Source organism: Psychrobacter sp. CR212 (assembly GCF_059693765.1).
In genome coordinates, this window is the sequence record NZ_JCATIF010000001.1 from 599,687 (window position 1) to 624,276 (window position 24,590).

Consider the following 24,590-nt stretch of genomic DNA (forward strand, 5'->3'; position numbering starts at 1 on the left):
TTTTATAGGACGACACTTTATGGGTCAGATAGTTGGTATAGCCATCGTTTGGTTTATTATCGAGATGCTACTGTGGTATTTGCTTGCTCAGTTTATGAGCGGCTGGTGGGTATTCATGTGGTTTATTGTCGCAGCAGTGATCGGTATTTCTCTTATACGCAAAGGTATGGCTTCTTTGAATCCAATGGCTCAGCAGATGAAAGCAGGTGGTATGATGAATCCTGCAATGCGTCCACCAGAGTCCACCATGATTAAGAGCATTGCCATGGCAGTCGCTGGTATCTTGCTACTTATTCCAGGTGTGCTGAGTGATGTGCTCGCGCTACTCGTGATCTTGCCACCAGTACAAAAGAAACTCAAGGACTTTGCCAATAACTATGTCATGAACAATCAGCAAAAAATGATGGAAATGATGGCAAAACAGATGGGTGGTCAAATGGGCGGCCAAAATCCATTTGGTCAACAACAGCAAAACCCATTTGGTGACGTATTCAAACAGCATACGACTGTTGATGGTACGGCCAAAAACATCCCTAAAGATGTGAAAAAAATTACCAAATCTGCTAATGACGAGTAACAGTGATTTAGTCATTCATTAGGCATAGAAAAAGCCCCTTCCGTCATTAACGAAAGGGGCTTTTTAGTGGTTGCCAATATGTTAATCATCGTTAATATATTGATTAGCCGAATAAAACAACCGAAGTGCCGCTGTAAGATGGTGACCTATGAACCGTGAAGTTCAGGGCGGATGCGTCATCCTCTCTGCAGGTTTCCTGATACACCGCAAACGGTGCAGGCATACACAATGAGACGATAGGTACCACATCCTGGTAAAGCATTATCGGCTCAGGGAATAAACATCTACTAGCCAACACTTCAGAATAGATTCATCTTAACCAATGAGATGAATGATTGCAAGTAGGATTTACAGATTGATACGCAGTATTGACGATTGGTATAGGCGATATATGTCGTACTCTAGATAACTATGTAAAAGGACTGCTCATTAGTAAAATATTGTCAGTTTTTCAGCTATTTTAAGATATGTGTTAATATATAGGGCTTTCCATACCCTAACATAGCATTGAAGGCGTTCATTCACTCGAGGAGCGGTAATATATGACCAGTACCCAGCAAGCATCAGAATCTATTGGCGACAATCAGGCGCAGCAGCTCAGCAGTAAGCAAGAAGACGGCGCACATAATAAAAAAACGCCGCATGTCTTAATGATATTAGACGGCTTCGGTCATCGTGAAGAAGATAAAGATAACGCCATTGCTGCGGCAAATATGCCAAATCTAGATAGGATTTACCAAAAATACCCTCATGGACTGATTTCTGCTTCAGGAGAAGATGTAGGTCTGCCAGATGGTCAGTTTGGTAACTCAGAAGTTGGCCACATGAATTTGGGTGCTGGCCGTGTTCTTTATCAAGACTCGACTCGCATCTCAAATGAGCTTGCCAATCGCGAATTCTACAAAAACGAAGCATTGGTTGACGCAGTAAAAGCGGCCAATGAGCTTGGCGGTAACGTACATATTATGGGTCTGCTCTCAGACGGCGGTGTTCACTCACATCAAGACCATATCGAGGGTATGTGCCATTCAGCATTGGTTCATGGTGCCAAAAACGTCTTTATCCATTGTTTCTTAGATGGCCGCGATACCCCGCCCAAATCTGCGGATAAATATATCAATCGTTTGCGCGATTACATTGATAAGCTTAATGCTCATTATGAAGGCGGGCGCGTACAGATTGCCAGCATCATCGGTCGCTACTATGCAATGGACCGAGACAACCGCTGGGATCGCGTACAAAAAGCTTATGAGCTGATCACTGAAGGTAAGGCAGATCGCTTTTCGACACGTGCGGACGGTGCTGTCCAAGCGGCTTATAAGGCACGTGAGACTGACGAATTTATCAGCCCGACGACTGTCATCGGACGTGATGAGGTGCCTTATACCGTCGAAGACAATGATGCGCTGATCTTTATGAACTTCCGTGCCGACCGTGCTCGCGAGCTTGCCCAAGCCTTTGTTTTACCTGATCATGAGTTTTCAGGTTTTGCCCGTCAAAAGCAGCCAAAACTTGCCGCCTTTGTGATGTTGACCAAGTATTCTGATGTATTGGCGGATAATCCAAAAACCAGCATCGCTTACTATCCAACGTCTTTGGCCAATACCTTGGGAGAGTATCTGCAGGATCAAGGTAAAACCCAACTACGTATCGCAGAAACTGAGAAGTATGCGCATGTGACGTTTTTCTTTAGTGGTGGCCGTGAAGAAGAGTATGATGGCGAAACGCGTATCCTAGTACCTTCTCCAGATGTTGCCACTTATGACTTGAAGCCTGAGATGAGCGCGCCTGAAGTGACGGATAAATTAGTAGAAGCGATTGAATCTGGCCAATATGATGTGCTCGTTGTCAATTATGCCAATGGAGATATGGTAGGTCATACAGGGGTTTTTGATGCTGCGGTAAAGGCGGTCGAAGCGTTGGATGTCTGTGTGGGCCGTATCGAGTCGGCAGTAAAAGCGGCTGGCGGCGATATGCTGATCACAGCTGATCACGGTAACTGTGAGCAAATGCAAGACTACGAAAGTGGTCAAGTACATACTCAGCATACGACAGAGCATGTACCGCTGATTTACGTAGGCACACAAAAACTACAGGTACGTCGTGGCGGTAAGCTCAGTGATGTGGCACCGACTATTTTGGCACTAATGAATGTTGATGCACCCACCGAAATGACTGGTGAGAGTTTATTGGTTTCAGCATCTTAAGCCAGTTGTCTCAGATTATCCGTACATCGGATAATCTGTAAAGACATGGCTCGTTAGCTGAATGATATAAACCAGAAAAGGGAAGGGTAGCTATTACCTTTCCCTTTTTTTATGATGGATTTTGCTTGACGATTTGCAAAACTGCCCTAGTTTGAGAGAGGCCTTTGGTGTTAACTTATACGGTAATACATAACAATAACTTTATACATTCTATTATTTAAATGAGTTTTTTATGCATCCTATCTCTTTTGTGTGCGCATCTTTGTCTAAACAATTAGACCAACGAATGATGAAGTCGTCGCTAGCGACCATTATGTCCAAACCCGTATACTTCAAGTTTATAGGCTTTAAGCCCAGTCTAGCAATAGGTTTGCTTGGATTGTGTGTTGTCAGTATAGACGCGCAAGCAGCAGTGACCTCAGTCGGTGATGCTAGTCCGACATCAAGCCTACAGCTTATCAGTTTGAATGCCGATGATATAGTGGCTGAAGATGATACTGAGATGCTGAATGCTGCCGACGAATCAGATGACTCAATAGACAGTATGCCAGACGAAAGTGCGGTAATGGACGATGATGATAATATCGATACCAGTATTCCATCAGAGGTTGCGCAAGTATCATTGAATGCAATTTCTCCTGAGACATTAAAGACCTTTGTTGCTGTTGTTGATTTAGTGCGCCGTCAGTATGTTGACGCGGTCAATGATGAGGAGTTATTTAATAATGCAATGAGCGGTATGCTAACTAAGCTCGATAGCCATGCTGAGTTTTTGGATGCGGAGGCCTATGAAAACCTACGCGCTTTTACCGAAGGGGACGTAGGTGATATCGGTATCCAAGTTACTTATGAGCCAGAGGTAGGCTATTGGATCATCACAGAAGTTATTGATGATTCGCCTGCAGATAAAAAAGGCATCGCAGTGGGCGATTATTTACACCAAGTTGGTGAATTCAAACTTGACGAAAATCGGCAAAGTAATGACGTTGAGCAGCTATTAACAGGGATTGCTGGTACCCAAGTAGATATCATCACTTCTAAAGCGGGTCGCCGCAAGCACACGACGACATTGCAGCGGAATAACAGTCACCCTCAAATTGTCGAGACAAAACTCGTCGATGGCATTGCGATTGTTAAACTACCTGCATTCCAGAACAATAGCCGTGAAAAGCTGTTGGAAGGTTTGATTAATTTAGATGCACCTATCTCAGGTATTTTACTTGATTTGCGTGACAATCCGGGCGGTGTTCTTACATCGGCGGTGAGCGTTGCCAGTTTATTTATGAATGATACCGATGTGGTACAAGTACAAGCACGTCAAGACAAATCGCGCGTACTAACTACCCAAGGGGATGCGATACTTAAGCCTCTACCTATGGTTGTTCTACAAAATCGCTACTCGGCATCAGCGGCAGAGGTTTTGGCCAGTAGTTTACAGGCACAAAAACGAGCTACTATCATCGGTGAAGTAAGCTATGGTAAAGGCTCAGTACAGTCAGTCATACCACTCAATGACGAGCAAGCAGTCAAGTTGACAGTAGCTAATTATATGACAGCATCAGGCAGGCAGATCGATGTCATCGGCGTTGAGCCTGACATTACTTTGTCAGGAAGTGAGAGCTCATGGGAGCAGCAGGCGCTGGATTTATTAAAACCCCGCGCGCTCGATTCTGGCATCCGCTTCATTCGAAAGACTACTGCAAATTAGTATATTGTTGATAGATTTAATAATATACCGTCAGGCAGCCATTGAATCTCTGAAATAAAAATCCAATGGCCCGATAGAAGACTTACTCAGATTGATCTTCTGCAATTTCTAACTTTTTCATACGATAACGTAATGAGCGAAAAGTCGTCCCAAGTAGTTCTGCTGCTTGGGTTTTGTTCCAGCCAGTTTGTTTGAGGGCTGTGATGATTAATTGCTTTTCTTGTTCCTGTAGATAATGCTCCAACCCTTGGGCTGGCAATTGACCATCAAGCGGTTCTTGCAGCCTTGTAGTCTCATTCTCTTTTGGTTGAATAGGACGATGGATGGGTACTTTTTCATTCGTATCACTTGAGCTGGTTGATGGTTCTGTATTATTGGGCACTGAGCGCTGTATCATTGAAGGGTAGTGTTGGGTATTAGTACGATAAGGGTGCAAGTTGGTTGTTTCTTGCTTGTGCTTTACAGCCGTGATCTCACTGTCAGATTGAAGAGTCTGTGCACGGTTTTCTATTGCTTTAGACATTGTTTGGGTAGTTGGTTGAGATTGGTTTTGCTCATTTGCGTAATGGTTAGATTGTTGCGCATTGCTATGAGCTTGCGTATCTTTAGGGTCGTGACTAACATCAGGTAGGCCTAAATGACTGATATCAATGTCCGAAGTTTCCGCCAACGTCACCGCACGCTCAAGTAAATTACGTAGTTCACGAACGTTACCGGCAAAGTCATGACGCTGCAAACGTTCGCTGGCTTCACGCGTGAGAGATGGGGGTATTTCTAGCTGCCACTCAGCAGAAATCATGGCTAAAAAATGCTCTGCTAATACAGGGATGTCATCACGTCGATCATTCAATGTCGGTAGCTTAAGCTCAATCACATTGATACGATAATACAAATCTTGTCGAAATGCGCCATCCTGTACCAAGCGGCTCAAATCTTTATGAGTAGCGGATAAAATGCGGATGTCTACTGGTACTTCTTTGGTGTCACCAATGGCCCTCACGGTCTTTTCTTGAATAGCACGCAACAGCTTCACCTGCATCGCTAATGGTAAGTCTGCCACCTCATCTAAAAATAAAGTACCGCCATTGGCTTGCTGAAACAATCCCTGCTTGTCAGCCACAGCCCCTGTAAAACTGCCTTTTTTATGACCAAAAAACTCTGACTCCATCAGCTCAGAAGGTATTGCACCGCAGTTTACTGGTACAAAGCTGCCATCTCGTCGCGGACTTAAATCATGAATCAGTCTAGCGACGACCTCTTTACCTGTACCAGACGCACCAAATAAAAAAACAGGCGCTTGTGAGCGTGCCAATTTTAATATGGTGTTTTTAAGAGGGTGCATGACCGCAGACTCACCGATTAGTCTAGCGTCCAGCATCTTTTGCTCAGGTGAGGATTCAGGCGTGGCTTGTGCCCCATTATCCTGATGAATAACCTTTAGAGCGTTTTCTACCAATTGACGTAATCTTGGTAGCTCAAGTGGTTTATTGACAAAATCAAAAGCACCAAGCTTCAGTGCTTCAATGGCCAGATCCATACTTCCATGAGCAGTGATGACGGCTATCGGTGTATTCGAGCTGTTGCTGATTTCTTTGACCAGCTCCAACCCTGAGCCGTCAGGTAGTTTCAAGTCAGTGAGGCAAAAATCATAAGTATTGTCTTGCCAGTATGATCTTGCTTGCGCCAAAGTATAGGCTACATCACTTTTGATACCCATTTTAGTCAAAGTGATTTGCATCAATCGGCATAGATCCACTTCGTCATCAACGACTAGCGCGCTTGTTGTCATACATTATCTCATTGAGTTCAATGGCTAAAAAATATTCATAGCGAGGTATAAATAGGGGTAAACTTCTTTTACAAAAAAAATTGTAAATCAATCATGTACGGTGGCTATTAGCTACCAATAGGTAATGTTCAAACATTTGTGATTAAGTAGTATTTTGATTTATGACTGGGATTAATAAAGATTTTCTTCCACGGCTTGCAAGATATTTTCAGAGTCAATAGCAGGCGAAATAAAACGAAAACACGTTTTTTCATGTTCAGGAATATAGAGCAAACGTGCCTGATTGGCTTCACAAAAGGCTTGCGATAAATATAGTCCCAAGCCCGTACCAGCTTTGTCTGTTGTAAAAAATGGATTAAACAAATGTTTTAAATCCTCAGTTTTAATACCATCACCATCATCCAATATGTCAATTATAACATCGCTGTCTGCACAGTAAATCTCGATTTCTACGTAAGCGTGAGGATGGCTATAGCTGCTATAACGCAAGCCATTGTTGATCAAATTAATCAAAATTTGTTCTAACTGGTGAGGATCAAATGATATGGTTGGTTGGGTTTTTAGATGCAGAAAAATGTCGTGCCCTTGAAAATAATTATCCAAAAATACTGGCATCCACTCAGCCAAAACAATGGCTTGCTGAGAGGCCGCTTGCTGACGAGACAGTTTTAAAATATCTTCAATAATACGGTTGACGCGTTTGGTTTGTGAAAATATCATTTCATAGAGCTCATGATTGCCCGTCATGTTGACATTTGATGCATTTGCCTCAATTTCGGTCAAGTCTTCCATCAGTAGTTGGCTGGCTTGTGAGATGGCGGCTAGAGGGTTTCTAATTTCATGAGCAATACTGGCAGTGAGTTGTCCTAACGACGCCAGTTTTAATTGTTGGGCGCTGGCCTGCTCACGGCGTAAGTCTTCCAATAGGATTAATTTGCTATCATCTTTTAGCGGGATGATTTGTACGCGTAGCTTACCAAATATCGAAGCGTTTGCCACCTCAGGCACATCGTACGTAAACGTACGCGATTGTCCTGTTGCCACTGACAAGCAAGCTTGGAGTAGCTGAGAATGCTGTTTGCTAAGTTGTTGTTTAAAGTTAGATAGAATGGCATGAGGCGTATCGCCTCTCATTTCTTTTATATTGGTTGAAGTGCTAGATGCAGGCAATGATGAATCTTGTGTGATACTGAGCAGTTGGTGGGCCGCAAGATTTGCAAGGACGATATTCTGTTTATCGATGACAATCACACCATTGACCATTTGTGTAATAACTTCTTGATTGATGACATTGAGTCGTTCAACCTCTTTGGCATGACTTTGTGCAACTTTCTCAAGCTGTACCAAACGTTGTGAGATAGACCAACTCAAACCCCCTACTGCCAAGAAGCTTGCTGACATCAGCAAAGCATCACCCAAATTGGCCAAATTCATACTATTGGCAATGGCATAAAAAAACTGCTGATAGATAACAAAAATAATAGCCAACAAGGTGATAACTAGCGCTTGTGAACCATGCAATAGCATAAAGCTAGCGGCGACAACGACCATATAGAGCATGGTCAGTTGTAAGTCCGGCTCACCTGCTGTATACAGCAATAAACTTAATATAATAACGTCTAATACGAGCCCAAACGCTAACTGTCGGCGCATCTGCTTTGTGACAACGTAAAACAGCCCGAGCAAAATCAAGCTCAGCATCACATAAAAGCTCAGGGCTGTTTGCTGTAAAAAACTGGGGAGAGAGGCGCTATCACCGGCGCGTGCAGATATATATACCATCAACATAGAAAATATACTGACGACAAAACGATAACTGCTGTAAATAATGCCTAGTCTGCGCAGCTGCGGCAAAGGAAGTGTATCATCGTGGTGTAAATAGCGACTGATGGCAGAAATGATGGTGGCAGCAGGTTTCATAAATTGACCATGATGACAAAGGAGATACTAAGCAACTTATGGTTGAATCAAACCATGGCGAATGGCCAAATGCGTTAATTTCACATCACTATCAACGCCAACTTTTTCATAAATACGATAGCGATACGTATTGATGGTTTTGACGCTGACAAATAATTGGTCAGCAATCTGCTGCGGGCTTTGGCAATTGACCACCATCATAGCCACTTGCTTTTCTCTATCACTTAACAAATCGAAAGGCGAGCTGGCATTATCAGACAATAAGACGTCCGCCAATTGCTCAGCAACGTCTTGGCTAAAGTAACGACCACCTTGATAGATTTTTTTGACAGCGCGTATCATCTCATCAAGTGGCGTACCTTTTGTGATATAACCGTTTACACCAGCTTTGATGAGCATTGAGGGGTAGGGCTGTGCAGACATACTACTAACAGCTAAAATCTTGATACCCATATCGAGCTGAATCAAGCGTTTGGTCGCTTCAAGGCCACCAATATTGGGCATGTTGACATCTAGCAAGACCACGTCAGGACGTAACTGCTTGGCCTGTTTGATTGCCATATCACCGCTATCTGCTTCCCCCACTACTTCGATATCGGGGCTGTCTGACAACATACGGCTAATACCCATCCGTACTAAATCATGATCATCGACCACCAACACTTTAATCATAACCATACTCTTTATCGTTTGTCAGAATGAATGTTTTTACAAGGATTAAATAACAGAAAAAACAAAGTTAACATAAGCCGTTTTTTGATTCTAAATGCAGTTTTTTATTTTAAATACATTTTTTTATTTTAAATACATAGGATACGGCTAATATGCTGTATCAATATCTTCATTTAATATAATAAAGTACAAAGAATCATAACATTCTAAGTTAAGTTATATTTCTGTATTGTTAATCAGTGTTTCTAAAATATAAATCAGTTGTATCAAAGTTTGAATGAAGCTAAAAAAAACCGTTAAATCAGTTTGATAGATTAAACTTAAATGTAAACCATGATACACTAAAAATACAAAAGCTCTATGTGAGTACTTACAAACACATCTGTAAACGCTACGTACGTTCTTGGCGTCAGGCAGTATGTAACTGGCGTGATAACGACAGCAGGAGGCATAATGAAGCAACTACTATTAACCAAACAGCAATTGATCGCTGCTATGATTTCATTGAGTTTGGGCAGTGTTGCACAAGCCGCACTTACAATTAATGGTAGCACTGAGACAGCTTCTAGTGCACGCTTGAGTTGGGGCGGTGCTGATAGCTTGTCTGAAGCGCGTAACATCATGTACAAGTCTAATGGCTCTGCTATCAAAAAAGTCGACAACGGCTATGGTACGACCAATATCACAAACAGCAGCAGTTTTGCTAGCAGTAACAATACCGCTCGATACAATACGACTTATCGCGGCGCATTTGGTAGCAGTGATATGATCCCAATCAGTACAGACTCGCGCAGTGTTGCGGTGATTGATGCTGAAACGGGCGAATCTATCTACGAAAAAGACGCTGACATCGCGCGTCCTATGGCCAGTATTACTAAAATAATGACAGCCATGGTTGTGCTAGATGCCGGTCTCGATATGCGTGAAGAAATCACGCTTGATCCAGAAGACTTTGTAGGGCCTAAGCGCGCCAGCTCACGCCTAAAATCAGGCGATCGTTTAAACCGTGCCGAGATGCTATTGATGGCTTTGATGAAGTCTGAAAACCCAGCCGCAAAGAGCTTGGCGCGTAACTATCCAGGCGGCTACAATGCCTTTATCCGTGCAATGAACAGAAAAGCACAAGATCTAGGTATGACTACTGCGTTTTTCGGTGATCCAACGGGTCTTGATAAGCGTAACGTTGCTTCATCGAATGATTTGGTAAAAATGGTTCGTGCTGCTGGCAACTACGATGTGATTCGTCGCTTCTCTACCACCAAGAGCTATGACTTCTTTGTTTCAAACTACTCAAGTGGTAATCGCACTTATAAAGCCAACAACACTAGTAGCTTGGTTCGTGCAGGTGATTACCCAATCGGTATCTCAAAAACAGGTTTTATTAACGAAGCTGGGCGCTGTGTTGTGATGGAAACGCGAGTCAATAATCGCCCTGCAATTATCGTCATCCTAGGGGCAAACAGCTCAGCAACACGTTGGGGCGATGCTAAAAACATTCTAAACAGCTTGGCGACACGTCGTACCGTATAGACGCGCTGTTTTAAATATGTAAAAAAGGCTGTTATACCATATGACAGCCTTTTTATTGTGTTGAGTTTAAGATTAAGGATCTGCCTTATGAACCAGTCATCAACCTCATCTGCGATACCCAAGCTATATTTGCTGACCAATGATGATGAATTTGAATTGTTGTATCAAAAGTTAGATGCCGCCTTATCAACAGGGCTAATCGCATTGTTGCAGATTCGGCGCAAGCAAACACTTAGTCTACCAGATGGTCATATAACGCTTTATGAAGAAGCCAAACAGATTGTTAAGCTGGCCAAAGCACATGACGTTCCAGTCGTTATGAATGATGATATTGCAATAGCAGCCAAGCTTGGTATTGGTGTACACCTTGGGCAAGGAGATGGCAAAATTGGTGATGCTTTGCAGTCTCTTGAATCGACTCAAATAATTGGTCGAACTTGCCATGGGAATATTGAATTAGTCAAAGAGGCAAAGGATGATGGTGCAAGCTACGCTGCGATGGGTGCCATATTTAATTCTACCACAAAACCGAATGCTGATATTATCTCGCGTCAGAAGTTGATTGAAGGCTGTCAACAAGACATACCTATATGTGTGATAGGCGGATTAACTGCAGAAAATATTTCAGAGCTGGCAGGCATACCAATTGCGCTTATGGCGGTAGTAGGCGATATTATGGATTTGCCTGTAGAAAAAATCGCCGAGCGTTGCTATCAATGGCAGCAGGCACTTTCTAAATGGAAAACACCTGCTGTATAAAATTTGTTCTAGGTGAAATTTATTAGCTATTCAGCATGTTCCATACACAAAGTAGCGTAGGGCAGCGCTTCTAAACGTTGCTCTTCAATCGGTTCACCGCAAACCTCGCACTCGCCATAAGTACCATTTTCGATACGACTTAAGGCATTTTCGACATAGATTAGGCTCTGACGTGCCTCGCTCATTAAATTTTTGCGCATATCATTTTGACGATAGGATATAGCCTGATCTTCCCAGTGCTCATTGAGATCATCTTGTGGGTTTTGGATATGATCTTCTATTTTGTCAATGCGAGACTCGTACTCATCTTTTAGTTTTAATAGATTTTGCTTTGCAGTGTCTAAGTCGATACTCATTGTGTTCTCCTAAAAAGTTATTGTTATTGTCAACGCTTCTATCATAAAGAGCCTGACTGCTGAGTACCACCACGAAATGTTACTGTTTATTGAATGAGTTCAAAGCTAGCAGTTACAACCGTTTCCTATCAATGCTGGAGTAAAATTACTCACTCAATATTTTCATGTTTTTAAAAATCGTGAAAGTTTGCTTGTGAGCATCTCATAGAAAACTGATAGAATACACCGCCACTGATTTCTACTCACTTATCTGTTCCAGTAACTTGGTGTGATAGTTAGTATAAAGACTCAGTGATAAAGACATATAAAGATAGCAAGTGTGCAGTCTAATAAGGCTCATTGTTAGAGCATATATAATAGATGATAGTTAAAAAATTATCAGTCATATCAATCATGATAGTAATCGTAAATTAATAGATATATTGATGCATAGGAGCAGGTAATGAATTTTTTGCGTATGAGCGAGCTGAACTTAACCGATAAAGTGGTATTGATCCGAGAAGATTTAAATGTCCCTATTAAAGACGGTAAAGTTACCAGTGATGCTCGCTTACAAGCAAGTCTACCTACTATTGAGATGGCGCTAGAGAAGGGTGCTGCTGTTATTGTTTGTTCACATCTGGGACGCCCAACAGAAGGCAATCCTGAGTCTATTTATTCATTGGCACCAGTTGCTGATTATTTGACAGACAAATTGGGCTCGCAATTAGCGTCACCAGTGCGCCTGAATAATGATTACCTGACTCAAGGCGCTGCTGTAAAACCTGGCGAAGTCGTATTACTAGAGAATGTGCGCTTTAACGATGGTGAAAAGAAAAACGATGCGACGTTAGCGAAGAAGTACGCGGATTTATGTGATGTCTTTGTTATGGATGCCTTTGGTACCGCGCACCGTGCGCAAGCATCAACAGAAGGCGTGACGCAAGCGATGCGTCAAGCAGAAAAAACTGTTTGTGCAGGGCCTTTGTTGGCAGCTGAGCTTGATGCCTTGAGCCTGGCGCTTGAAACACCAGCTCTGCCTATGCTTGCCATCGTTGGCGGCTCAAAAGTGTCTACCAAGTTAGAAGTGCTACATAGCTTAGCTGAAGTCTGTACACAAATTATCGTTGGTGGCGGTATTGCCAATACTTTCTTAGCGGCGCAAGGGCATAGTGTGGGCGCGTCGCTATACGAAGTAGATTTGATCGATACTGCGCGCGATATCATGACCAAAACTGAGATACTACTACCTGAGTATGTGGTTGTTGCTGATAAAGACGACATCGATTTTGCTGACTTTACTGGTTCATTGCAAAAGGCAGTTGCGACAATCAAGTCTGTTGATGCTATTGGTGATAACGACATGATATTGGATATCGCGCCAGAAAGCGCGAAGGAACTTGCCGACGCTATTATTCATGCAAAAACCATCTTGTGGAATGGTCCAGTCGGTGTTTTTGAAGTTGATGCTTTTGGTCAAGGGACACAAATACTAGCAACAGCTGTAAGAGACAGCGACGGTTTTTCAATTGCGGGTGGTGGTGATACCTTGGCGGCTATTGATAAATATCAAGTCGCTGATGGTGTCAGTTATATGTCAACGGGCGGCGGTGCATTTTTAGAATTTGTAGAAGGTAAAGTGCTTCCAGCAGTTGCTGCGTTGCAAATTAACGCTTAACTAATTAACGTTACTCAGTATTTTCGTAACACTAGACGTACAACTAACAGTAAACATCTAAGGTAGTCTGTGAAAATAATATTTTGACTTTCATTTGGCTTATTTATATCGGTATAGCTAAAATTTATAGTCATTGATTATTAAGCAGTAATTATTTGTTTCTACACTGAAAATTATTATTGCATGTCTCATTCGCACTCTATAAAATAGCGCGACCATGTATCTTGACATGCATTATTTACGAGAGGTTTATTATGTTAAAACGTCATTTGTTACTTGCTAGCATACTTGCTGGTACTTTTGCAGTTACTGCATGTAGCCAACAAACAGAAGAGAACACTGAAGCTGCTGTTGAGTCAGCTGGCGATGATGCTGCTGCAAACGCTGATGCTGCTGCTGCCGAGGTAGACGCTGCTGCTGCTGAAGCTGAAGCTGCTGCTCAAAACGCTGGTGCTGAAGTTGCTGAAAGTGCAGACACTGCTGGTGCAGCTGCAACAGACGCTCTGGAGAACACTGGTGATGCTATCGCTGAAGGTACTAATACAGCGGTCGAAAATACTGCTGAAGCAGTTGCTGATGGCGCTAATGCTGTTGCTGACGGTGCTAACGATGTTGCAGTTGATGCAGAACAACAGTACTAAGCTACGCCATAACTAAGCAATTAAATGACTGACTTTTTGGATACTATTATAAGTCATCCATTATCATAGTCATTGCTCTATAAGCCTCGAAATACTAGAAAAGCCTTGGTGATTGCCAAGGCTTTTTGCGTCCTGGGCTATGAGTATGATAGATAAAATGGTTCAGTTGTTGTAGACACCAATGAGAGAAAGAGACTGATTAGACTGACAAATAGTCAGGCAACTGCTACGAAGACAGCACAATTTTTGCTATAATCACCGCGTGATAATCATATCCCAAATGAGTCAGACTTTGACTGATATATATACAGTCAGTATGGTCGAGCAGATAGCGGAATGATTGTTACAAAGCTGCATTTAAAATACTATTCAAAATCCAATCAGAGAGCGTCTTATGGCCCTAATATCCTTACGTCAACTTCTAGATCATGCCGCTGAACACAACTACGGTGTTCCTGCCTTTAACGTCAATAACTTAGAGCAAATGCGTGCAATCATGATGGCTGCGGATGCTTGTGATTCACCTGTTATTGTTCAAGCCAGTGCGGGCGCACGTAACTATGCAGGGTCGGCATTTTTGCGTCATTTGATTATTGCTGCTATCGAAGAATGGCCACATATTCCAGTGGTTATGCATCAAGATCACGGCATGTCGCCAGCTATCTGCCAGCGCTCGATTCAGCTTGGTTTCTCATCAGTTATGATGGACGGCTCACTTGGTGAAGATGGCAAAACGCCAATGGATTATGATTACAATGCCAGCGTCACTCGTGAAGTGGTCAAAATGGCACATGCGTGCGGTGTCTCTGTAGAAGGCGAAATCGGTTGCCTAGGTAGCCTTGAGACCGGTATGGCAGGCGAAGAAGATGGCTCTGGCGCAGAAGGCGTATTAGATCACGAGCAGCTTTTGACCAGTGCTGATGAAGCTGAGCAATTTGTAAAAGACACCAATGTTGACGCGCTAGCGATTGCTATCGGTACGAGTCACGGTGCTTACAAATTCACGCGTCCACCGACAGGCGATATTTTGTCGATTGAGCGTGTAAAAGAGATTCATGCCCGTATCCCTAACACCCATCTTGTCATGCATGGCTCTTCATCAGTGCCGCAAGAATGGCTAAAAGTCATCAATGAAAACGGCGGTGATATTGGCGAAACGTATGGTGTACCGGTTGAGCAGATCGTAGAAGCGATCAAGCATGGTGTGCGTAAAGTAAATATTGATACTGATCTGCGTCTAGCATCAACAGGTGCTATCCGTGAGTTCTTGGCAAATAATCCAAGCGAATTCGATCCACGTAAATACTTCAAAGCCTCTATGGTCGCGATGTCAGACATCTGCACCAATCGTTTTGAAGCGTTTGGTTCCGCTGGTCAAGCGCATAAAATTCGTCCAATTAGCCTTGAAGGCATGGTCGATTTTTACCAATAAGGCTAGGCGTATATAATCAATAGAATATGCTAGTGAAAGGTGGTCTTGCATAATGAATGGCAGCGGACTTAACTTTATAATAACCAACAGAGGTGAGTGATGATTGGATTGATTACCGGACAGGTGCAATACTTAATGGCGCCAACGGCTTGTATCATGACAACCGCTGGTGTGGGTTATGATATCGAGCTGCCATTGCCGTCATTTTGTCAATTGCACCTTAACGAGCAGGCGAGTATTTGGACACATTTTCATGTACGTGAGGATGCGCAACTGCTCTATGGTTTTATTGACCGTAAAGAGCGCGATGTCTTTCGCCAATTGATTAAGATCAATGGCGTTGGGGCAAAAATGGCATTGGCAATGCTGTCTGCAATGTCAGCGGCTGAGCTAAAAATGCATGTTGAGCAAGAGTCAGAGGCGGCATTGACGCGCATACCGGGTATCGGTAAAAAAACCGCTCAACGTCTATTGATTGAGTTAAAAGATAAGCTAAAGAATATCGAAGTGGACAACGGTTCGTTTGAGCTCATGCCTCAGCAAACCGCTGTTTCTCACGACGGCAGTATCATTGCTGAAGTAGAAGGGGCACTGATTAGCTTGGGCTACAAAGAAAAAGAAGCTCAGCTCGCCATCAAAGCGGCTAAAAGTAAGGGTGACACCTTTGTAGACACTCAGGGGTTGTTAAAAGCCACATTGCAGCAGCTATCTGGTTTTTAAGCTCACGTTCCAAAGTTATCTATCGATAATAACAAAATAGTGCATTTAACAGATAAGCGACATTGATTGTCGCTTATTTTCGTTTTGGCCTCTACTTTATGATGTTTTGCATGACTTATGCGCAGCGTTTGGTTATGCTATTTGTTACCTAATTTTTTAATATAATGATAAATTCTATGATGCAAGATCGCTTAATTAATCCGCTAGAAGGCGCAAATGATGCACCTGATGCCAATATTCGACCAGCATTATTGGCTGAGTATATTGGTCAGCCAGTGGTACGTGAGCAAATGGAGGTGTTCATCGGTGCGGCGAGAGGCCGTGATGAAGCCTTAGATCATACCCTGATATTTGGTCCACCAGGGCTGGGTAAAACGACCCTTGCCAATATTATTGCGCGCGAGATGGGGGGTAATCTGCGCTCTACTTCAGGGCCTGTGCTTGAGCGTCCCGGTGATCTAGCTGCTATGCTGACCAATTTAGAGGCGGGTGACGTATTATTTATTGATGAGATCCACCGTTTGAGCTCGGTCATTGAAGAGATACTCTATCCAGCGATGGAAGATTTTCAGCTGGATATTATGATTGGTGAAGGGCCTGCCGCACGTTCTATTAAACTTGACCTGCCACCGTTTACATTGGTGGCAGCAACTACCAGAGCTGGGCTATTGACCTCACCGCTGCGTGATCGTTTTGGTATTGTCCAGCGTTTAGAGTTCTATAATATTGCGGATCTCACAACAATTGTGAGCCGAGCAGCACGCCTGATGCGTGTACCAATGAGTGAGGATGGCGCTATAGAGATTGCCCGCCGTGCACGCGGTACACCAAGGATTGCTAACCGCCTGTTACGCCGTGTGCGTGATTATGCTGAGGTAAAAGGCGATGGTAGTATCAATGGTGCCATTGCAGGCAGTGCGTTAGACATGTTGGCAGTGGACAGACGAGGACTCGATCATCTAGACAGACGCTATATAGAGATATTACACGAGCGTTTTGATGGTGGTCCTGCTGGGGTGGAAGCCGTGGCAGCGGCAATGGCTGAGGATAGAGGTACGCTTGAGGACGTGATTGAGCCTTACCTTATTCAACAAGGGTATGTATTGCGTACTGCTCGTGGACGGGTGCTAACACAGATGGCAATTGATCAAATGTTATGACAATGAGCATTAAAAATGCGCCTGCTTCTAATTAAAAGCAGGCGCATTTTTTTTGATTATTGCTTTGACTCTATGTATGTTTTGATTTCAGCCGTGTTAAATCATACCCTGCGGCAGATTTTTTGGCCCGCGTGCCTGTACGTACGATATCTCCGCTCGCAGTGACAACCTCGAGCGCGAGTACCACATCTTTCATGGTACCGTAGCGTACCGCATTGGTGCCCGACGCACGAGTGGCGACCATACCACCGATACTGGCATTGGCGCCGGGATCTATCGGAAAAAACAGCCCTGCATCGCGCAGATAATGGTTCAGTTGCTCACGCGTCACGCCAGGCTGAACGGTAACGGTCAAATCTTCATTATGAACCTGCAAAATGGCATTCATTGCGTGCATGTCGATGCATAACCCACCATAAGGTGCATTGAGCTGGCCTTCCAAAGATGAACCGATACCAAAAGCAATCACTGGCATCTCATACTGATTACAAATCTCGACCGCCGCTGCTACTTCCTGTTTGTCCTGTACCGTTAATACTGCATCTGGTGGCTGATTGGTGAACCACGTCATTGTATGGCCATGCTGCTCACGCACTGTCGAATTCACACTCAGTTGTTTGCTAAAACGTTCCTGTAAGGCTGTAATAGCCAAGCTATGATCTGGCTTGATAGTATTATGAGTCTGTGACAATGGTAGTGATGACATGATGAATCCTATAGATAATGCGACTATTTAGCATTAAAGCATATTCAATATCTATTTAATATGTGTCATTGACAGGAATTTGTCCTATGGTAATTAAGCTAGGATACGCCAAATGACCACCACAATAGCTAACAAATAAAAGAAAGGTGCAAACCAGCCTACTTGAGTCGCAATGCCAATATTGATTCCGAATCCTGCCAATGCCAACCAGTCGCGGCGACGGTCGTTGAGCATATCGGCGCGTATTTGTTGTATTTCACGCAGTTGGCTGTCTTGCCGTGAGCCTTGTGAGGCAAGGCTTTGTAGCCCTTGATCCAGTAGCTTTGGAATGTCGGTAGTAGACAAGAGTAGCTCAGGTAACTGTTGGCGCAACTGTTGTAAGTTACGCATCGGGTCTAACTGTTCTTTAATCCAGCTACTCAAGATTGGTTTGGCAAGTGACCAGATATCAAGATCAGGATAGAGGTCACGACCGAGCCCTTCTACATGTACCAAGGTTTTGAGTAATAGCATCAGCTGCGGCGGGATACTCATATGATGGCGACGAGCAATGTCTAAAATCTGCATCAGCACACCAGCAAAATCGATATCGTTGATTGATTTTTGTAGCATGGGGCCTACGGTACGCTTCATATCACGCATCAGCGCATGTTTATCAGCATTTGGTGGTATCCAACCTGCACGGCTAACGATGTCGACGACCGCGGTGAAGTTGTTATTCATGACTGCAAGTAACATACGTGCCACGATAAGCTGATCATCTTTTGACAGGGTACCCATGATGGCACAATCAAGCCCGATATAGCGTGGCTGATGACCCAAATCAACCGCTGCCATATCTGCATGTAATGTTTTGACAGGTGGCGTCTCAACAAACACATTGCCCGGATGCATATCAGCATGAAAAAAGTTATCCCGAAAGACTTGGGTGAAAAATATCGTCAAGCCTTTCTCTGCAAGCGCGGCACGGTCATAACCCAACTGATCAAACACCTCAACTTGTGAGATGGGAACGCCTTGGATACGCTCCATGACCATCACGTTTTTGGCAGCATCATATACTTCAGGCACATACATCAATGCTGAACCCAAGAAGTTATTGCGCATCTGGGTAGTGTTGTCCGCCTCAAGGGTCAAATCCAGCTCATTGAGCATTACTTGTCGATAGTCTTCAACAATATCGATGATATGAACAGCACGCGCCGCTTCGATACGCGCCGATGCCCAACTTGCCAGTTCTCGCAATAATTCAAAATCAGAGACAATCACCGTGCGAATATCAGGACGCACGACTTTAACCACCACTTCACGCCCATCATGCAGAGCTGCAGTATGGACTTGGGCGATAGAGGCTGCCGCTAGTGGTTTAATATCAAATCGTGCAAACAATGTATCGATGGACTGACCGAGGCCATGTTTTGGATGCTCAATTTGAGCGACAGCAATATCAGCGTCGAAAGGTTTAACTTTATCCTGTAGCTGTACTAACTGAGCGATAATCTCAGGCGGTACCAAGTCGCGACGCGTTGAGAGTAATTGACCCAATTTGAGAAACAGTGTACCCATCTCTTCAAGCGCGTACTTGATTCCATTTGGCTGATGCTTTTTACCCCATGCTGCTGGATGCGTACGAATTAAGCGTGCTAAAGGTTGCAGTTGCGGCGCTTCTTCGACAGATAAATGGGTATCAAGGCGATAAGTTGCGGCGATACGCCAAAGCTCTAGTAGACGGGCGCGGTGAGATAATAGCATGGGATTGGGTACTCTGGACAAAAACGAAAATAGGGTAGGCGCTATGCGTCATTATAGACAATGCTATCAGTAATAGCGTGTGCTCATCATTGATAAGACAAGCTACTAATAAAACAAACTACTGGTGAAACGAGTTATTGTGGGAAAGTGCTTGCTCTGCTTTGATAGCCGCAAGTTTGGCCTCTTCACGTTCGACATCAGCACGCAACTTTAGAATCTGCTGTTTGAGATCGTTGACTTCAGCGACCTCAATAGGGTCAGGCGCGCTATTGCCTGCCACATCATTAGCCCAATCGCTGACATCATCAAATGCACGTTTGGCACTATGACGCCAGCTACCTTTAAGCTGAGAGATAAGAAGATGTAATTGACTGGCCATTGGTTTGCCGATTAATGGCTCAAGCTGCCCAGCCAAATCAGGATCGAAGCCAGCCACCAGCTGTTTGAGCTGCATCAGTATTTTGTAATCGCCCGCGATTGGTAAGTTACCCTCCGCGCCGCGCATCAGATTGAGTAGCTGCGCTGGATTATCGACTGTAATGGTACAGTCCGGACGGCTATGACCAAAACGGGCGCGCTCCATACTGGCTTTTTGGCGCTCATTCATCTGACCACTTGGCTCAAAGACACTGTCTGTCGTGACTGGCTCAAAACGCAACCGTTCATGAGTGAACAACACGTCCAAATGAATGTCAGGCATACCCATGTTGAGACGCAGTACTTTACCAGCAAGCGGCGCTAACCCTGCCTTGGTAATCTCGTCACTCGCAATAGCAATGTTAATCAGCTTTTCGGCACCAGCCAATAGTAAGACAGTCAGCATAAGGCTCTCGCATCATTAAGTGAGCGCCTTTGAGTCAGCGCGTAGTATGTTTGGTTTAATATAGTATTGCTAATCGTACTTTACGCTTTAAAGCCACGATGTACAGCGACAATGCCAGCAGTCAAGTTATGATAATCACAGTTCTCAAATCCTGCTTGTTGCATCATCTGTTTGAGCGTCTGCTGATCAGGATGCATGCGAATCGACTCTGCCAAGTATTGATAGCTTTCAGAATCATTAGCAATCAGCTTGCCCATCATTGGCAGCGCTGTGAATGAATACAAGTCATATGCTTTAGATAATGGCTCAAACACGGGCTTTGAGAATTCTAAAATCAATAAGCGACCACCCGGCTTTAGGACACGGTACATCGCACGCAGCGCTGCATCTTTGTCGGTGACATTACGTAAACCAAAGCTGATGGTGACCAAATCAAAGCTGTTGTCATCAAATGGTGCCAACGTCTCAGCGTTCGCCAATATAAAATCAACGTTATTGCAGCCAGCATTGATTAAGCGCTCGCGGCCCACTTCTAGCATGGCAGCATTGATATCAGATAATACAACATGGCCATTTCTACCGACTTCACGGCTGAATACTTTGGCTAAGTCGCCTGTACCGCCCGCGATATCGAGTACATGCTGACCGGCACGAACCCCTGATAGGCTAATGGCGTAGCGCTTCCATAGACGATGAATACCAAATGACATGAAATCATTCATGATGTCGTATTTTTTGGCGACAGAGGTGAATACATCAGCCACACGTGCTTGTTTTTCGGCTTTGTTGACCGTCTTATAGCCAAAGTGAGTTTGCTCATTGCCATCAGTTTCAGGCGTATGTGGGTTATTGATATCATCACGCTGATTGAAAAGCGCTTGCCTTTCTGTGCGTACTGAAGTATCCGTGCTGGTTGGTTTTTCGGTATTTGGCATAGTCGTTTGTTGGCCTTGTGGCGTTCCAGTTGGTAGGTCTTGGACTTTAGTAAAGTCATTATTGCTGTTATCTTTATTAGATGCAGCTGTCTGCGCGCGTAATATTTGCGCGCTGATATCTTGGTTGTGATCGATACTGTCTTTTACCAATTTGTTCTGCAAATGAGCGTTGTTATTACTTGATGTGTCGGTCATCACATTATCCTAAGATTTGTTTTTATTAGGCTATGTACAGCCTGAGATATGCCAAGAATTAATTGGCTATTTAGCGTATTGATTCTATGATACACCAAACCCTACTGGCTTACCGCCATTATGTACTTCATCAACAATTAGCAGTTCACGTTCACAAAACGGTTCAATAAAACTGCTTACACTACTTAAAGGTTTCATAGCTTTGAAGCCTGCGTCGATGAAATCATAAAGTGGCTGGTAATTGCTGCGATAAGCAGCACTTTTTGCCAATGCAAAGGCCTTTTTGAGCATAAAGGTATTTAAGTGTTTGTCAGTGCGGTAACAAACGTCTTTTAGGTTGGCAATCTGTACTCGGCGTTCAGCTTCCTCATCAACCGCACGGTAGGCAGCTAGCATATTGTCTGCGTTCACTGGTAAGTTTTGATCGAGTAGCCACTCAGCCAAATGTAGATCCAGCTCAATGGCCAAAATTGCTGCTTGAATACCCATGCTGCCAGCCTCTAATGCAGACTCTTTGGCAAGACGTTCTAGTTTTTTGGCTTTTGGCAGGATACGGGCCAGTTGTTTTGCTAGTATCTCGAACTCATCACCACCATATAGCTTCGTTAAAAAATAATCTGCCATTAGCTGGTTTTTGGGTTGTTCAAACAGTGCACGATGGGTGTGACGGATACGTACTTGTTGCCATGTTTGTACTTCATTGAGCTTGGCTCTCAATACGTCATTTTCATGGTGAGGCAGAGCCCAAAAACGTGTCAAATGCTGTTGCAAGTCGGCTAGAGCGGTCATGGCAGTAAATCCTATAATAAAAATAGATAATATTGAAAATTTGAGGCAGCGTTATTGTGGTTGTTTAACCGCATAGGCTTTTGAATAGCTATTTTAGCAAGTATTAAAAATTGTGTTCACCATAAAAGAAAATAAATGAGAATACAAATGCCAAACTGTTACATAGCAATATTATTTACTCGATTGGCGCAATGCTATGATGAAATAGCTTGATGAAATTACTCTAGCATAAAACGCAGTGTCAAAAAGAGTCTGCCAAGCGAGAGTATCTAATATCATTCAATGGCAAAGCAGTGTAATAACAATATCATTCAATAACAATAAAAGTGAGTCCAATCATGTCCCAAAAAAATGATACTACTGAACCAGAGGCACCACAAGCGGTCAGTTCGCAGTTTAGTGAGCAAGTCGTCGAGGAGCGCCTAACGCCCAATCCTTTGAGTCAGTTTTCTATGGACAAGGATGCCCTTAGGCTCGCCTTGGTTACGGCGCAGTATGCGCTAAGAGCCACCCGGCAACAGACACCGCCAACGCTCAATAAACCAACGGGGCTGCTGGTACTCGTTAATGGGATGGAGCAGGCAGGCAAGGGTACCGCTGTTAAGCAATTGAGGCAATGGGTCGATCCAAGATTGCTTAAAGTTGAGGCAACCGTCGGCCATGCGCCGCTAAGCTATCAGCCTATTTGGCAAGTTCATACCGGCGCGATGCCGCGCCATGGCGATGTGATGGTTTATTTTGGTAATTGGTATGCTGACTTGTTATACAACGTCATGCGCATAGCAACATCAAATAACGAAGATAAAAAGAAGCAGTCAAAAAATCAAAAACATATCGATAAAAATGCGCTTCCTATTGCGAAATGGCAAGCCTATTTACAGCAGCAGTTAGCTGAGCTCAAAGCATTTGAGCAGGATCTTATAGCCAATCACACTCGGCTACTGAAATGCTGGTTCCATGTGGATATGGAAACACTGCATAGCCGTCTACAAGATAGTAAGGCTGATCCGCAGTTTTTGTATCAAATTGACTGGAACAGCAAAACAGTGATCGAAAAATTTAATGAGGTTGCAGCCACTCTCTTACGGCAACAAGATGACTGGATCATCATTGATGGTGATGATAAATCGGCAGCGGCTGATGATTTTTGTCATGAAGTCTTACATGCTATGCAAATGGCGCTCGTTAGTAGTCGTACCAGTACAACTGAATCTGCAGAAAAAAAACCACCGTCCAAGACAAAAAAATCCAAACCAAAAGTTGAACAGGCGCCGTTTGAACCGGTAAAGATACCGAAAAGCTTGACCAATATTGATGATTCAAAGATTAGTAAGTCTGAATATAATGATGCTTTGGCAAAGAAGCAAACACGTCTCGCTGAATTACTACGGGCGCGTCAAGGTCGTCATGTTGTCTTTGCCTTTGAGGGCATGGATGCGGCTGGGAAAGGAGGCGCAATCAAAAGGCTAGTTGCCGCACTCGATCCACGTGAATATCAAATTTACAATATCGGCGCACCGATGTTATACGAGACTCAGCACCCTTATTTATGGCGCTTTTGGACCAAACTGCCCAATGAACAAACCAACCGTGTTAGCCGTATTGCCATCTTTGATCGGACTTGGTATGGCAGAGTATTGGTTGAGCGTGTTGAGGGGTTTGCCACCGATGAGGAGTGGCAACGCGCGTATGATGAAATCAATCGTTTCGAATCCGACTTAACAACAGCTGGAACGTTGGTCATTAAATACTGGTTAGCTATTGATAAAAAAGAGCAGCTAAAACGCTTCGAAGCCCGTCAAGATACACCGCACAAGCAATTCAAACTCACTGATGATGATTGGCGCAATCGTGATAAATGGTCAGATTACGTGCAATCTGCAGCAGATATGCTGGCACGCACCAATACAAAAACAGCGCCGTGGTGTATTATCGCGACCAATGAAAAGCGACAAGCGCGTTTAGACGTCTTAGATCATGCCATACAGCAGTTATCGGAAGCATCTGATGGCAATTAGCTATCACAAAATAACTAAGATTTGCCAGTTATTTATACTTTTGAAAAACCATTTTTCCCCAATTTTGCTTAGGGAAACATACGAAATTTAATCTGTCATTGATAAAGGATGAGTTCTGTGGACACGCTCACAGTTACAAATCTTGCAATATCATTATGCATTATGTGATTATATTTAATATAATAGGGCCGCAATTGTCTTTACCCTGTCATAAAATGCGCTGACAGATGCATATTTTATGATG

General features: G+C 43.7%; 19 protein-coding genes, 1 other RNA gene and 1 pseudogene. 11 read left to right on the forward strand and 10 right to left on the reverse strand.

Annotated features, from left to right (window positions below; all coding sequences use genetic code 11):
* The first annotated feature begins 19 nt into the window (after window positions 1–19).
* Complete coding sequence (locus AC58CZ_RS02535) at window positions 20–577, forward strand: FxsA family protein (RefSeq protein WP_284719553.1); 558 nt, start codon at window positions 20–22, stop codon at window positions 575–577.
* A gap of 113 nt (window positions 578–690) precedes the next feature.
* Here the strand turns inward: AC58CZ_RS02535 and ssrS are convergent.
* A non-coding RNA gene (gene ssrS, locus AC58CZ_RS02540) (6S RNA) lies at window positions 691–886 on the reverse strand.
* Between the two features lie 233 nt (window positions 887–1,119).
* On the opposite strand from ssrS, the gene gpmI reads away from it, so the two are divergent.
* The gene (gene gpmI, locus AC58CZ_RS02545) at window positions 1,120–2,784 is read left to right on the forward strand and encodes a 2,3-bisphosphoglycerate-independent phosphoglycerate mutase (protein ID WP_494223439.1); all 1,665 of its coding nucleotides are present in this window, start codon (window positions 1,120–1,122) and stop codon (window positions 2,782–2,784) included.
* A gap of 565 nt (window positions 2,785–3,349) precedes the next feature.
* The gene (locus AC58CZ_RS02550; RefSeq protein ID WP_406947892.1) at window positions 3,350–4,492 is read left to right on the forward strand and encodes a S41 family peptidase; all 1,143 of its coding nucleotides are present in this window, start codon (window positions 3,350–3,352) and stop codon (window positions 4,490–4,492) included.
* A gap of 82 nt (window positions 4,493–4,574) precedes the next feature.
* Here the strand turns inward: AC58CZ_RS02550 and AC58CZ_RS02555 are convergent, their stop codons facing one another.
* From AC58CZ_RS02555 to AC58CZ_RS02565, 3 genes are all read right to left on the reverse strand, one after another.
* Complete coding sequence (locus AC58CZ_RS02555) at window positions 4,575–6,281, reverse strand: sigma-54-dependent transcriptional regulator (protein ID WP_427647535.1); 1,707 nt, start codon at window positions 6,279–6,281, stop codon at window positions 4,575–4,577.
* Window positions 6,282–6,452: 171 nt separating this feature from the next.
* A complete protein-coding gene (locus AC58CZ_RS02560; protein ID WP_494223438.1) occupies window positions 6,453–8,201 on the reverse strand; it encodes an ATP-binding protein in 1,749 nt (582 codons plus the stop codon).
* A gap of 36 nt (window positions 8,202–8,237) precedes the next feature.
* Entirely contained in the window at window positions 8,238–8,873 is a 636-nt protein-coding gene (locus AC58CZ_RS02565; RefSeq protein WP_058025905.1) for a response regulator, read from the reverse strand.
* Between the two features lie 453 nt (window positions 8,874–9,326).
* Here AC58CZ_RS02565 and AC58CZ_RS02570 point away from each other — a divergent pair, with 453 nt between their 5' ends.
* Both AC58CZ_RS02570 and AC58CZ_RS02575 read left to right on the forward strand, forming a co-directional pair.
* On the forward strand, window positions 9,327–10,403 hold the full coding sequence (locus AC58CZ_RS02570; RefSeq protein WP_075107573.1) for a serine hydrolase: 1,077 nt from the start codon (window positions 9,327–9,329) through the stop codon (window positions 10,401–10,403).
* Window positions 10,404–10,490: 87 nt separating this feature from the next.
* The gene (locus AC58CZ_RS02575; protein WP_093068754.1) at window positions 10,491–11,162 is read left to right on the forward strand and encodes a thiamine phosphate synthase; all 672 of its coding nucleotides are present in this window, start codon (window positions 10,491–10,493) and stop codon (window positions 11,160–11,162) included.
* 26 nt (window positions 11,163–11,188) lie between these two features.
* Here AC58CZ_RS02575 and AC58CZ_RS02580 read toward each other — a convergent pair whose 3' ends face one another.
* The gene (locus AC58CZ_RS02580) at window positions 11,189–11,518 is read right to left on the reverse strand and encodes a TraR/DksA family transcriptional regulator (protein ID WP_058025902.1); all 330 of its coding nucleotides are present in this window, start codon (window positions 11,516–11,518) and stop codon (window positions 11,189–11,191) included.
* Window positions 11,519–11,960: 442 nt separating this feature from the next.
* On the opposite strand from AC58CZ_RS02580, the gene AC58CZ_RS02585 reads away from it, so the two are divergent.
* From AC58CZ_RS02585 to ruvB, 5 genes are all read left to right on the forward strand, one after another.
* A complete protein-coding gene (locus AC58CZ_RS02585) occupies window positions 11,961–13,175 on the forward strand; it encodes a phosphoglycerate kinase (RefSeq protein WP_093068757.1) in 1,215 nt (404 codons plus the stop codon).
* 254 nt (window positions 13,176–13,429) lie between these two features.
* Window positions 13,430–13,816 (forward strand): hypothetical protein, encoded by a 387-nt coding sequence (locus AC58CZ_RS02590; RefSeq protein ID WP_093068760.1) that lies wholly within the window; start codon window positions 13,430–13,432, stop codon window positions 13,814–13,816.
* 394 nt (window positions 13,817–14,210) lie between these two features.
* On the forward strand, window positions 14,211–15,248 hold the full coding sequence (gene fba, locus AC58CZ_RS02595) for a class II fructose-bisphosphate aldolase (protein ID WP_071001960.1): 1,038 nt from the start codon (window positions 14,211–14,213) through the stop codon (window positions 15,246–15,248).
* Between the two features lie 99 nt (window positions 15,249–15,347).
* Window positions 15,348–15,968, forward strand: coding sequence for a Holliday junction branch migration protein RuvA (gene ruvA / locus AC58CZ_RS02600; RefSeq protein WP_071001959.1), 621 nt, complete (start codon window positions 15,348–15,350; stop codon window positions 15,966–15,968).
* 179 nt (window positions 15,969–16,147) lie between these two features.
* Window positions 16,148–17,128 (forward strand): Holliday junction branch migration DNA helicase RuvB, encoded by a 981-nt coding sequence (gene ruvB, locus AC58CZ_RS02605; RefSeq protein WP_058025939.1) that lies wholly within the window; start codon window positions 16,148–16,150, stop codon window positions 17,126–17,128.
* 88 nt (window positions 17,129–17,216) lie between these two features.
* Here the strand turns inward: ruvB and AC58CZ_RS02610 are convergent.
* The 5 genes and pseudogenes from AC58CZ_RS02610 to AC58CZ_RS02630 form a co-directional block, all read right to left on the reverse strand.
* Window positions 17,217–17,834 (reverse strand): annotated as a pseudogene (locus tag AC58CZ_RS02610) (FAD-binding oxidoreductase); the annotation flags it as partial.
* Between the two features lie 93 nt (window positions 17,835–17,927).
* Entirely contained in the window at window positions 17,928–19,586 is a 1,659-nt protein-coding gene (locus AC58CZ_RS02615) for an ABC1 kinase family protein (RefSeq protein ID WP_071001958.1), read from the reverse strand.
* A 118-nt stretch (window positions 19,587–19,704) separates the two neighbouring features.
* On the reverse strand, window positions 19,705–20,409 hold the full coding sequence (locus AC58CZ_RS02620; protein WP_071001957.1) for a ubiquinone biosynthesis accessory factor UbiJ: 705 nt from the start codon (window positions 20,407–20,409) through the stop codon (window positions 19,705–19,707).
* 80 nt (window positions 20,410–20,489) lie between these two features.
* A complete protein-coding gene (gene ubiE / locus AC58CZ_RS02625) occupies window positions 20,490–21,539 on the reverse strand; it encodes a bifunctional demethylmenaquinone methyltransferase/2-methoxy-6-polyprenyl-1,4-benzoquinol methylase UbiE (RefSeq protein WP_071001956.1) in 1,050 nt (349 codons plus the stop codon).
* Window positions 21,540–21,623: 84 nt separating this feature from the next.
* Entirely contained in the window at window positions 21,624–22,328 is a 705-nt protein-coding gene (locus AC58CZ_RS02630) for an FFLEELY motif protein (RefSeq protein WP_071001955.1), read from the reverse strand.
* Window positions 22,329–22,666: 338 nt separating this feature from the next.
* Between AC58CZ_RS02630 and AC58CZ_RS02635 the strand changes: the two genes are divergently transcribed.
* Complete coding sequence (locus tag AC58CZ_RS02635) at window positions 22,667–24,346, forward strand: ATPase (RefSeq protein ID WP_093068763.1); 1,680 nt, start codon at window positions 22,667–22,669, stop codon at window positions 24,344–24,346.
* The last annotated feature ends 244 nt before the right edge of the window (window positions 24,347–24,590 follow it).